The following is a 12,562-nucleotide window of genomic DNA, read 5'->3' as shown; positions in this document are numbered from 1 at the left end:
AATCGGACCTTGCTTAAAATCGATTCCTCATAGGAAAGATATCAAGGAAGGGATAAACAAATCACTTCATACACGGTGATTGGTTTTGACTTTCCTTTGACAATGACTTGATCAATTTCTCTAATTTCAAAACCATCATCTAGCGAATATTTGCCGACCACTTGTTTGTATGTTGCCTCAGATATTAAAATAGGACAATGGTAATGTTTTGTTAATCCTTCGATCCTAGAAGCTAAGTTTACATTGTCGCCAATAACCGTATAATCCAGTCGTCGGTCTGAGCCAATATTACCAACAATTGCTTCTCCTGTATGGATTCCTATTCCAACTTCTAATTTGTCTTCTGGACTAGTCATCTTTAGGTTTAACTCTTCTAATTCACGAATCATTGCAACTGCGGATTTAACGGCTCGGAGTGCGTCATCATCTCGTTTGAATGGTGCGCCAAATATGGTCATGATTGCATCGCCTATAAACTTATCAATTGTACCATTAAATTTGAATATGACATCAGTCATGCGAGACAAATATTCATTTAAAAACTGAACCACTTCTTCGGCGGATCTTTGTTCTGAAAATTTTGTAAAAGAGCGGATATCTGAAAAAAGGATGGTTACTTCTTTGTTTTCGCCACCAGGTTCTAGTTGTGCCTTGTTTTTATAAAACTCACTGACTAACTGTGAAGGAAGAAATCTTTCCATCATTTGTTTTGCATTTGCTTCTTTCACCATTTCAATATTAGAAACAGTTGTCACATAACCGACAGCAAGCATCATACCCAAGGCAAACATCATGGGAATAAAATCGATTGGGTATCCTTCGCCTAATCCAAGCGAAATCACCAGAAAGTAAACAAAAGCAAGAAATGCTCCGTAGATTGTCCCGATTTTTGAATGTCTCAGTAGATTGAACTGGTAAATAAAAATGGCACTAATCATTGCTATAAAGTATAAAAGTCCATTTTCTTTTTGGATTGTTGGATCCAAAAAGATCATTAGTCCTATAATTAAATAATCGAGAGTGATTGTGAAAAATTTTAAGTAAGGTTTATATGGTAAAAAAAATACAAAAAGCAAAACCAAAGCCGCAAACACTAAAAATGTAAAATCCAAGGAAACGGTGACCAAACTAGGTGTAACAATTGTATAGCTGATCCATCCAAGGTAAGATAAAAAATCCATAGTGGATGTGACTGAAAATAAAGCGAAACGGACAAGAGCAACTGTCTTTTCGTTTTTCATCTCCCTTGCAATCAGAATTTCATCCACTAGCGACTGTTTCATTTAAATACCATTTAGAAAAATTGAAGAAGTTTTTTGTCTTAAATAAACTCTAAAATCCGGGAATGGTTTTGGAATTTGCGGAACACATTCGTCAGGGTTTTGAATTGAGATCACAAATCCGCTTTGCCATTTTTTGGAATTCAATCCAACCCTATTCGTTGAATTGAATTCAGCCTAAATACAAGCCAGAACAAATGATTCCTTAAATGTTTCGATTTTTTTCGATAAACTTCAGGAACTCTGGAGATTGATTCCATTCTTTGTAGAACTGCCCATCTCCATCAAGGTCATATAGAATTTGAACATCATACTTTAGATCTAATGCCTTCTTTAATAATTCGAATGTTTTTCCTTTGTCTTTTTTTGACATGTAATAGTATATTGCTAAGTTTGCATATGGGTAGGCGGAACCAGGATCACAATCGATTGACTTCTCCAATTCAACTTTTGCTTTATCCCACTCTGATTTTAATAAATGAATCCAACCAAGATTGTTGAAAGATGTACAACTTTGAGAATTTATTTGAATTGATTTTTTTAAATCATTTGAAGCAAGGTCAAATTTTTTTAATTTTGTATAAACCAATGATCTGTCAAAATAGGCAATGTATTCGTTTGGTTTTTGTTGGATTGCTTTTTCAAAATCATTTAAGCTATTATCCATATCTCCTAATAAATAATAAGAATATCCTCGATTGCTTAATAAGAAATAATTTTTTGGGTCAATGTTTAACCCTGCTGAAAATGCAGTTATTGCTTTTTTGAAATAGCCAGTCTCTAGAAATTTATATCCAAAATTTGAAAAACAATAAATTTTATCTTTTGATTCGTTACATGTATTTTTATCTAAATTATCAAAGGTATCATCTGATTTTGCTGAAGAGGAGCGAAATTGGTCACTGATTCCATATGTAAATGGTGAATTTGATAAAAATCCACTAAACATAAAACCTTGAAATTCTTTATAACGAACTTCCACCCATTTTGCTTTAATATTTTCAATGGTATCTTCTACATCAGTAAATCTTAATATGACAACTTCTTTTCCAAATGGGACTAGAGTAACTTTTGGATTTGTCCTTCCCGGCTTTTCACGAATCAATAATCCAGATTTGGCATTAACATAACCTAGTTTTCCATTTGACTCTGTTTTTTTTGAATCAAACGAAGAACAATTAATTATGAAGATGGATGTAAATATAAAATAACATAAATATATGATAAAGTTTTTTGTGGGTTTCATATCAATAGGCTAATTGGTCGGGCTGCAGAAATCAATGTCAAGTTGAATTAATATATTTACTTAACTTCAATTCCGATCTACCTTATTCCTTCGACTATTTCTTTCGAAGTAACCATGCAGTTGGAACCAGGAAAAATAAAATAAGAATTCCGAATCCAATGATGCTAAGCCATATATTCAAAAAAGATAATATGGTAACAAAGGCGTAAATATAAGGCCCTTTGATGAAATGCGAAGTGATTTTTTGAATTTCGATTGGGTCTGACTCCGGGTTCAGCAGTTCTTTCTTTTTGACCCCATACCTCCACACAAGGTTGAACGGGATCCCTCCAATGGCAATCCAGGCTCCATATAGAAATACTGCAAAATTTGCATTTGTATTGTTCTGCAACATATATTCGCCGAGCATTTCGGAACAGAATGGTATAAAGATTACGTTTAACAAAAGCAGGTTATTTAAGATCATTAGGTTGTGATCTATATATTTTACATGCCTAAATATGGTATGATGGTTCGTCCAAACCACTGTGATGATCATAAAGCTAATAAAAAAACTTAAAAAACTTGGCCATCTTTCCAAAAGAGCAAATAGTAAACTACTTTCGCCAATTTGTTCGGGATGTGGGATTTTGATTTCCAGGGCCATGAGTGTGAGAGCGATCGAAAAAATGGCGTCGCTATAAGCTACCATCCTTCCGGATTCGGTGAGGACAGGTGCCGGACCTGTTTTTTTGTGCGGAGTTGTGAGATTTTTTATCTTTGCTGCCATAGAATACCTAAGAGTTTTCCAAATATAAAAAATGAGGGAAAGGAATTCAAACATTTCCCTTTATAGAATCTAAAGATTCTTGGACAAAATTTGAATTGCAAAACTATAAAAACCAAGGCCAATCTATGCAGTTTAGAATAGCAGGAGAACTTTATGGAAAAACGTTTTGCCACTTGGGCTGAGATTCTTGATATAACGATTTTAATAGGGACATTGGTTGTGTTAGGTGCTTGGATTTTAGGTTTTCCTTTGTTTTACCGAACGGACGGACCAGTTTTATCAATTTTTACAGCCATATCGCTACTTGTGATTGTAGGATTGCGACTTTCCACAAAACATTTCCATCTCTGGCCATTTACTGCCAATCTTGCCTTTTTGATGATTGTAGGTGGTGGGAATATTTCTTCCATTTTGATGTTGGTATCAGCACCAGCAGTCCATATCAATCCTAAGTCTACATTAGTGATGACCTCTATTTTTACATCCATTGGTCTTGTGTTCTTTAGTATTTATGAAATTCTTTTGTATTTACGTAAAACTCCGAAAAGTATTTGGATTCTGGATGATATTTTGATCCACCTAGCTCTTGTTCCTGGAGGAATTAGTTTGATTGGTCATATCTTTCAAAATCCAACTTATCTAAGTATGTCTAGGGATCCACGAGTAGGGATCTCGCCGCTCGAAATGGTGTTTATGGCAACTCTAACAGTATCTACGGTTTTATCGAATCCAAACTTGTTCCTTTGGAAATTCCTAAAAGGGGGAGTCGCCAACCAATTGACCTTTGTTGGTTTGTTTATCAATCAATACATAGCACCTATCATTTATTTGTTGATTGCTGGTGTTAATTGGCAAATGGAAACATTTGGCCCAGAATTATTTATTTTTCTTGGAGGAGTCATTGCCACTTTAGGATTTCTATTGTTCCAGGCCAAAATGGAAGAGAATGGGGAAAAAAACATTTAAAATGAATGATGGCATTGATTTGAAGGTTGGGAAGGAGAAGGGAATGTCTAAAAGTTTTGAACTTCCAAAAGATTTTTTATTGGGTTCGGCAACAGCTGCGACACAGATTGAAGGAGGGGATATCAACAACAATTGGTATCATTGGTCTTTGGCTGGCAAAGTAGGGAAGGACGAGTCAAGTTTTACAGGTGCAGATCATTACGCACGTTATGTGGAAGATGTAAAACTTTTATCAAAACTCAACCAAGAATGTTATCGTATGAGCATAGAATGGAGTCGGATCCAACCGTCCCAGGGAGAATGGTCAAAGGAAGCGGTGGCACATTATCGTGATGAGTTTCGACTTCTTTTGGAAGCTGGGATCAAACCTCTTGTCACACTCCATCATTTTTCTTGCCCTGAATGGTTTCAAAAAAAAGGGGGCTGGTTAGGAAAAGATGCTGTAAAAGAATTTCTAGATTTTGTAGAATTTGCGGTAAAGCAGTTTGGTGATCTTGTTTCCGAATGGTGCACCATTAACGAACCGAATGTTTTTGCTAATGATAGTTACGTGGATGGTAAATACCCTCCAGGAAGTTACGGTGATATCCCTGCATATTTAAAAGTAACTCGCCGACTCATTTTGGCTCACTTAAAATCTTATCAACTCATCCATAAAATTCGAAAGGAATCTGGTTATGCTGATCCAACTAAGGTTGGTTTTGCGCACCATCTTGCTATTTTTTCACCTCTTACTTCTCATCCTTTGGCTCGTCTTGGCTGTTTTTTGAGCGATTATCTATTTCATGAAATTCAAACGAAAGGTTTTGTCGAAGGAAAGTTATCCTTTCCAATCGGATTTGGTTACCCGGAAGGTAAGGGTGTATTTTGTGATTTTATTGGGATTAATTATTACTCCCGCCATCTTTTTAAAGTAAGTTACAATCCTGGTAATTTGTTTGCTGTACCAATGGTTGATCCTCTTTGTCCTGAATCTCGTAAAAACGATTTGGGCTGGGAAATTTATCCAGAAGGATTATCGTCCGTTTGCCATAGGATTTGGGACGAGTACAAACTACCGATTTATATTACTGAAAATGGAATTCCTGATGAAAAAGACGAAAAAAGAGAAAAATACATTGTAGACCATCTAGCAGAGATTCGCCGGTTAATGGATGAAGGTGTTTCAGTCGAACGTTACTACTATTGGTCATTTTTGGACAATCTTGAATGGAACGATGGTTATGGTCCAAAATTTGGGCTAGTGGAAGTAGATTATGAGAATATGAATCGAAAGATTCGTAGTAGTGGGCTTCGTTATGCGGAAATTTGTAAAACTAAAAAAATTAATTATAATCCAAAGATTGAATAAACAAAAATATTTTTCTTCTTTGGATTACAATAGGCTTTATTGCTTTCTTAATTCAGAAAAATATTTTTCTCGTTTTTGGAATGTTTTGTTCTATTTTTTAGCTTTTTGATTTAAAAGATAAGAAACAAAAATGATCACAAGGATGGAATCAAATACAAGGGCGATCGCCGACTTTGAAAGATAAGATTGCCCATAAACCAAGTTGAGCAAAACAAATGTACTTTTGCTAATAGAAGAAACAACAAGAATTAGGTTTCGGTTTGGTTCGTTATAAGCACCATACACCAACATCCCTCCGGTCAAAGCAATGAGGGCTCCCCAGTTCCGAACTATGATATTGGCTAAGTCTCCGTTTAATGTGTCACCAAATGTTAAAGTGAGCCCGAGAGTTGGGTGTAATGCGGAAAGAATCATGGAACAGGTAATGATACCAGATCCAATCATGATCCATTTGATCTTGGAAATAATGAATTTCATCGTAAATGCCTCGGAGATATAGAAAGCAGAATTTTAAAGAAAATCCAGAGTTTTATTTCTTTCCAACGAAATAGAATGTAAATTTTTCTTCTAACAAATGAGAATGGATATACTATTTATTCTTTTTTCATTTGAACAAACGAATCCAAATTCATTTGAATAGACATCCGTTTTAAGTCGGCAGTTTCTTTTGTTTGAAATTTTGAATTCATGGTTAGTATCATTGAAAATAACAACCATAGGGGAATCGGTCTGGTATGAAAATTAGTAAAAATGGTTTAAGTTTTTTGTCTGAGTTACAATTGAATAACAATAGAAATTGGTTTCTCGAAAACAAAGATCGTTTCCTTGTAATTCAGAATGAACTAGTGCTGATGACTGGATATCTTTTGGCCGGAATTGAAAAGTTCGATAAAAGTGTAAATGGAGTAGATCCTAAATCTTGTATATTCCGTATCCACAAAGATGTTAGGTTTGCAAAAGATAAAAGTCCATATAAAACGCACTTCGGGATATTTATGAGAGGTGGGAATAAAAAAATTGATGGTACTGGTTATTACCTTCATATTGAGCCGGGTCAGTCCCTAATTGGTGGTGGTTGTTACATGCCCGATCCAAAGGCATTATATAAAATAAGAGAGAGCATGATAACTAATTCTAAAATGATTAAAACAATTTTAGAAGATCGTAAATTCGTTCAAGATTTTGGAACCGAATTTTATGCAGAGAAATTAAAAACGGCACCCAAAGGATTTGATAAGGATCATCCAATGATAGAACTTTTGAAATACAAAGGATTTGCTGTTGCCAAAAAAATTAAAAATGCCGAATTAACTTCCGAACAATTTGTAAGTGAGACTTTAAAATCATACCGTAATCTTTATCCATTAAATCAATTTTTAGAAAAGGCAATGGATCGAAAATAGGAAAGGATTAAGTCAAAACATCACCATGAAAGATGATGTTTTGACTTAAGATTATAAACCCTTTGTGCAACGTGCGCGGAACGAGATTGTATTTGTAGGTGGTGTGACTGCACCCGCAATTTTATCTACAGCACAGTTTTTTACCTGTATATCATATATAGTTGCGCTATTTTCTAGGATCTTCACATCACATGTCGAGATTGGATCATAGCCACCACCACCAGGCATATCAATATTAAAAACAAACGTTGGCCCTAGGGGTGTAAGTGATACATTAGTTGCAGTAAAATCAACCTTATGCAAAAAGAAAGAAGGCAGGGTTTGGTCGGTGCCGGGAATCATAATATTATCGTTTCCGTTTACATTTAAGTCCCCTCGGCAAACACCTAACACCTTGGTGTATTTAGTATCCCCTACTGTGATATCAACAGTATTGATAGCAGGCTCTGGTAAATTCGCATCTGTCGATTTCAAAATTGAAAGTAGAATTGCCGAATACAAATTGTTAGAATCATCTTTGTTGTTATCATAACCAACATTGTTACATTGTAACAATGTTAATAGCAGCAATAAGATGGTGATTGAAATTAAAGAGGTTTGCTTTTTATTTGCTTTCCTGAGAGCTTTAAACAATGGATTCTCCTTCTGACGGACTCGGTCCAATCAGACTTTATAAGTTATTTTAATCATAACTGGAAATCTATGGGTGTCGTCCTGGGACCGGAATCAGGAAGAGTTAATTATTCAAATAAATGAAAAAAATAAATAACCCACAAATCAACGTCATAGCTTTTGCTACTGATGCAGTCGTAAAGTCTGATCTGAAGTTCTCGTTTTTAGTAAATTTATTTCTGTTTCTAAGAAATATTCTAATGAGGGATGATTAAGTTTTCTATTCAAAGAAAATAGATTGAACAAGTGAATCAACAAAATGTCTCCGTTTTGTCGACGGGTTTGACCGCAAAAACGCTCCGAACGTTTTTTGGCCCATTCTGCAACGTTTCTAGCGGTATTTTCGACTTTTTTAGACCAGCAGTGGGAATATCGATTGAATGAAAATTCACACATACAATTTTGAAATAATCCACCTAACTTATAGTGGTTATAGCAGATTAATATGTTAAAAAATAAATTTATGGGAATTTCAATGTCCAACTTGAGACTTTCTTTTGTTTCGGTGTTTCTCTGTTTTTTTATTTCATGCGGTGGTGGCGGAGGCGGAGATTCTTCGGCATTATTGATGCTCCTTGGTGCTAGCATTGCTGCTGGATCTGGGGATTCCGCTTCTGGGCCATGTATGCTAACTACACAAAAAACAATCGCAGCTAACAATGGTCCGGTAGCAAATTATTATGGTACAGGGAAATCGCTTTATTATTCTAGTCCACAGTCTTTTTCTGCAGGTCCCGTCAATCCTAGTGCAGTATTTTATATAGAACAAAGTCATAGTTATACTGGTGCTGATTTTCGACCTGTGCACTATTACTTTTATAATTTTGCAGGGACTAGTTTCAGTAACAGGGAAGGAATTTTAGCCGGCCAACATGCAACGTCAATGTTAGGTTATGGTTCGAATTCTTTTTTCTATCTAGCTAGTGGTGCTCCTTATGTTAATGTTAACACAGCAAACAATTGGTATGTTGATTTGAATGGACCTGTTAGTACGAATTTTCAGTTCAAACAAACGATTGGCTGTAAGCCTATGACAGATGATGAAAAGTTTTTTTCTGCAGTTGTTAGCAGTAGTTCTACCAATGGCCTTTCTCGTACATGGGCAAAAACAAAAAAAATCAATGTCAATATTATTTTTCTAAACAACTCATATCAAACGAAAACATTAGAAGCAATTCAGCCAGCACTTGATCGCTTCAAAACCCTTTATGCGCAAAATACTGTAAATGTTGCACTTGTATTTTCAGTCAAAACATCCTCCGATCCAGAGTTTAATGAGATTTCAGATGTCTCCTCTGAAAATACATCTCTTACCGGTGGACTGCTTCGTTTGTATACAACTACAGCTTCATTGCAAGACCCTAAGGCGTTGAATATATATATTGCCAGTGAAGCAACCGGAGAGGGTGGTCTTCTTGGAATAGCAGGAGGGATTCCTGGTCTTCCCGGATTTACTGGTACAAAAGCATCTGCTATGACTGTTTTCATTGAACCTCATCGTACATCTGGGAGCGCAGGGAGTTTGCTCTCAAATTCTGATTTAACTTTTGTTGGGAATACGATGGCACATGAAGCTGGACATTTTCTGGGTTTATTCCATACTTCCGAAAGTGCTGGTTCAACCAATGCTGCTGCGCCAAATTATACACAAGATCCATTGATTGAAACTCCCTACTGTGGTACGGCACGGGCAAGTTTTCTCGTCAACGATGGCGTTATTGCTCCACAAGAATGTCTAGGAACTGGATCTACAGATTCAAGCGGTTATAATATGATGTTTTGGGCGAGTGATGGATTAACAAATCAAAATCAAATTACAGGAGAGCAGGGTTGGATTATTCGAAGAAACCCACTTGCGTATTAAATCTATGAATCGATTATTTTCTTTAGTTTTTGTTTCAGCGTTAATTTTCGTGGTTCCATTATTTTCCGAGTCATTAGACCAGGAAAAGCTAGATCGACTAGTTGTTAGTTTATCTCTGAGTCGACACCCAGGGGATGTGGATTTAAAAAAACTAGCCACCGCAATTGATCCAAATCCCGTTCCTTATCTGAAGGAAATCATTGAAAATAGTCCTGTTCGTGTTTATGTAAAAGTAAATGCTGTTAATGCTCTTGCAGAGTTTGAGTCATCAGAAGCAAAGGCGGGTTTAGAGAAACAATTATCTGGTTCGAATCAACATCGATTGGTCAGACAGTCGGTTATCAAATCGTATATCAATAAATATTATGGCGTCGATCCAAATACAACTTCAACGAAAGTGAGAGCTTTAATAAAAGAGCGCGAGTTCTTGGATTTCGCAGAAAGATCCATTGAGATATCGAAAGGAAAAAATTTTCCAAATGGAAAATCTAAAGATGGAATCAAAAAGATGGAAATTTCTGAAGAGCAAAGAAACCAGAGAAAGTTACTTAAATAATAAATACATTATTGTAGCATAAATTACCGCGTTCTAAGATAACATCATTGGGTGCTAGAATTAACAGCATGCTCCTGTCGCACTTTCACCCAGTGAGGAATTTACTGGGTTTGGCCCACAATCAAAAAGACCAAAATGTTTTGATTTATCGCCAATAATCTGAAAATGTTCCTTATAATGAGTTGTTGAAACCATATCAGCTGTGTTCCCGCATACTAACATAGGCTTTCCCGTAATAAAGTTGTGATGATCATCTAGTAGGAAGTTATGTGGATTTCCTTCGATTGTACCTTTATAATAAGCCACTTGTCCATAATCTTCGCAACGATCTTCTAATGGAATATTAAATGCTCTAAAGGTGATTGAGTAAAAGTTGATATTTCCAATTTTCTTCTCAATGTCTGGGTTGAGTAAACTAATTTTGGATTGTGATACAATACGAAAATCATTAATATTCAACGAGGAAAGTAATCTTCTGAAGTCTTCTATATAAAGTGCCCCACCCAAACATTCTCCAAGCAATACGGGATCTTGTTTTAGATTTTCCGGAATTCTTTGGTCAGAAAAAACATCGGAGAAATATAATTCACCTCCAGGTTTTAGAACTCTGAATATTTCAGAAAAAACCATATGTTTGTTAGGTGATAGATTGGTGACGCAGTTAGAGACGATTAAATCAATTGAGTGGTCTTCGATACCACTTGCTTTTAAATCTTCGATATAACCTGAAACAAATGATACATTGGATTTTTTAAAACCAAATTGTTCTTTGTGGTATTCAAGATAGGAGTTTGCAACATCAAGTTGTTCGGTTGTCATATCAATTCCAATGACAGATCCAGTTTCGCCAACTAATTGAGACAATAAATAGACATCTCTTCCCGAACCACACCCTAAATCTAAAACCTTTCTTCCTTTTAGTGCTTGTGGAAAAGGAGATCCGCATCCATAGAATTTATCAATAACCGCTGGGTGAATTTTTGAAACGAGTGGTAAATAATTGGAAGGAATGGATTCTATACTACAACAAGCTGATGTTTTTAGGTCTTTATTGGTTTGGAGAATTTTCCCATAATAATTTTTTACGGATTCAAAGGTCTCTAATTCGATGTTAGTTTGCATCATAGACTCCAATCTAAAAACAATAACAGATAACTTATATTTTTTAGTGCCTTAGCTCTGTAAATAGATTCATCTCCTTTACATTGAATGGATCGTACAAAATATTAGGATATTATTTTACTAGACTGCTCTGGTTACAAAAATTTAAAAAATCTTCCAAATTCATTGGTTTCGCAATGTAGTAACCTTGCCCAAGATCGCAATTCATACTTTTCAGTTGTTCCCAATCCGATCTAGTTTCAATGCCTTCGGCTGTGGATTTCATTTGTAATTTTGTAGCCATTTCAATACTCGAATTAATCAGCACTTTGGAAATGTTGCTCGTTGTCATTTCGCGTACGAACGATTGGTCTATCTTCAATTCAGTAAATGCAATCCTTGCAATTTGTTGCATACTGGAATAACCCGTACCGTAATCATCAATCGACAATCCAAATCCTTTCATCCGAAGGCGTGCTAAGTTTTCGAGTGCAGGTGCCATCTCTGTTATTGCTGCTGACTCTGTGATTTCAAGAATCACATATTTGGGATCGATTCCAGCGTCTAAAATGAGGCGAGTAATTTTGTCTGCGAGTTTTGTGTCTGTCAATGATTTGAGTGATAAATTGATAGATATTGAAATTTGAAAACCTTTTGAATGTAATAACTTACAAACTTTTGCCGACTTTTCTAACATAACAAACGTAAGTATATCTATATTCCCCGAATTTTCTAATAAATCAATAAATGCATAAGGTGCGATGACTCCGTATGAGGGATGGATCCATCTAGCTAATGCTTCTGCACCAATCAGTTTTCCAGTTGATAACTGTATTTTAGGTTGGAAAAAGGGTTCAAATTCGCCATTGGTTAATCCTTCTAAAATTTCATTTAACGTAAATTGTGAACCTGGGTTTGATTCATTTCTTTGTTTAAAATCTCGCGCTTTATAAAGAGAAAATAAAGTTTCTAAATGTGCAGGAGTGATTGGTTTTTCAATAGCTCCAAGTAAGTTGGTGCCATACGCACGTGCCATTTTCCGAACGGATTCGATTAAGGCACCATCAAGGGCACTCATAATGATGGTTGCGATGGAAGAGTGTGAGTTTCCAATATGTCGTAGAAATTCCATTCCATCCATCTCTGGCATATTTAAGTCGCAAAGAATGATATCAATAGGGTTTGAGTCTAACTCGTTTAAAATTTTCAGAGCTTCCGTTCCAGTTCTTGCTTCTGTCACGTGAATAGCTCCTAAACGAATTAAGATACCAACTATAACTTCTCTTTGGAAATCATCGTCTTCGATTACTAAAAAATTCAAATCGCTTACAATCATAATGTCACCTTATTAAAG

The 12,562-nt window shown here is 35.7% G+C and carries 12 protein-coding genes; 5 read left to right on the top strand and 7 right to left on the bottom strand.

All coding sequences use genetic code 11. From position 1 onward, the window contains the following. Nucleotides 1-41 precede the first annotated feature (41 nt). The 3 genes from CH364_RS14665 to CH364_RS14655 form a co-directional block, all read right to left on the bottom strand. A complete protein-coding gene (locus CH364_RS14665; RefSeq protein WP_100744206.1) occupies nt 42-1,283 on the bottom strand; it encodes an adenylate/guanylate cyclase domain-containing protein in 1,242 nt (413 codons plus the stop codon). A 202-nt stretch (nt 1,284-1,485) separates the two neighbouring features. Further along, on the bottom strand, nt 1,486-2,526 hold the full coding sequence (locus tag CH364_RS14660) for a tetratricopeptide repeat protein (protein ID WP_100744207.1): 1,041 nt from the start codon (nt 2,524-2,526) through the stop codon (nt 1,486-1,488). 94 nt (nt 2,527-2,620) lie between these two features. After that, a complete protein-coding gene (locus tag CH364_RS14655) occupies nt 2,621-3,295 on the bottom strand; it encodes a TMEM175 family protein (protein WP_100744771.1) in 675 nt (224 codons plus the stop codon). 153 nt (nt 3,296-3,448) lie between these two features. Between CH364_RS14655 and CH364_RS14650 the strand changes: the two genes are divergently transcribed. Together CH364_RS14650 and CH364_RS14645 are read left to right on the top strand one after the other, a co-directional pair. Beyond that, nucleotides 3,449-4,261 (top strand): hypothetical protein, encoded by an 813-nt coding sequence (locus tag CH364_RS14650; protein WP_100744208.1) that lies wholly within the window; start codon nt 3,449-3,451, stop codon nt 4,259-4,261. Between the two features lie 43 nt (nt 4,262-4,304). Beyond that, nucleotides 4,305-5,612, top strand: coding sequence for a glycoside hydrolase family 1 protein (locus CH364_RS14645; RefSeq protein ID WP_100744772.1), 1,308 nt, complete (start codon nt 4,305-4,307; stop codon nt 5,610-5,612). 90 nt (nt 5,613-5,702) lie between these two features. Here CH364_RS14645 and CH364_RS14640 read toward each other — a convergent pair whose 3' ends face one another. Continuing rightward, nucleotides 5,703-6,089 (bottom strand): hypothetical protein, encoded by a 387-nt coding sequence (locus CH364_RS14640; RefSeq protein WP_100744209.1) that lies wholly within the window; start codon nt 6,087-6,089, stop codon nt 5,703-5,705. Nucleotides 6,090-6,346: 257 nt separating this feature from the next. Here CH364_RS14640 and CH364_RS14635 point away from each other — a divergent pair, with 257 nt between their 5' ends. After that, nucleotides 6,347-7,015 carry a DUF2461 domain-containing protein gene (locus CH364_RS14635; protein ID WP_100744210.1) on the top strand — a complete coding sequence of 223 codons (669 nt, stop codon included), beginning with the start codon at nt 6,347-6,349 and terminating at the stop codon, nt 7,013-7,015. A 51-nt stretch (nt 7,016-7,066) separates the two neighbouring features. Here the strand turns inward: CH364_RS14635 and CH364_RS14630 are convergent, their stop codons facing one another. Further along, on the bottom strand, nt 7,067-7,648 hold the full coding sequence (locus CH364_RS14630; RefSeq protein WP_207762265.1) for a hypothetical protein: 582 nt from the start codon (nt 7,646-7,648) through the stop codon (nt 7,067-7,069). Nucleotides 7,649-8,132: 484 nt separating this feature from the next. Here CH364_RS14630 and CH364_RS14625 point away from each other — a divergent pair, with 484 nt between their 5' ends. Further along, nucleotides 8,133-9,551 carry a hypothetical protein gene (locus tag CH364_RS14625; RefSeq protein ID WP_125178699.1) on the top strand — a complete coding sequence of 473 codons (1,419 nt, stop codon included), beginning with the start codon at nt 8,133-8,135 and terminating at the stop codon, nt 9,549-9,551. Between the two features lie 4 nt (nt 9,552-9,555). After that, entirely contained in the window at nt 9,556-10,107 is a 552-nt protein-coding gene (locus tag CH364_RS14620; protein ID WP_100744212.1) for a hypothetical protein, read from the top strand. A 60-nt stretch (nt 10,108-10,167) separates the two neighbouring features. Here CH364_RS14620 and CH364_RS14615 read toward each other — a convergent pair whose 3' ends face one another. Further along, entirely contained in the window at nt 10,168-11,232 is a 1,065-nt protein-coding gene (locus CH364_RS14615; RefSeq protein ID WP_243401382.1) for a methyltransferase domain-containing protein, read from the bottom strand. 109 nt (nt 11,233-11,341) lie between these two features. Further along, nucleotides 11,342-12,544, bottom strand: a complete 1,203-nt coding sequence (locus tag CH364_RS14610) for an EAL domain-containing response regulator (protein ID WP_100744214.1) — start codon at nt 12,542-12,544, stop codon at nt 11,342-11,344. Between the last annotated feature and the right edge of the window lie 18 nt (nt 12,545-12,562).

Source organism: Leptospira harrisiae, from assembly GCF_002811945.1.
GTDB lineage: Bacteria > Spirochaetota > Leptospiria > Leptospirales > Leptospiraceae > Leptospira_A > Leptospira_A harrisiae.
This window is presented reverse-complemented; position numbering and strand designations above follow the sequence as displayed.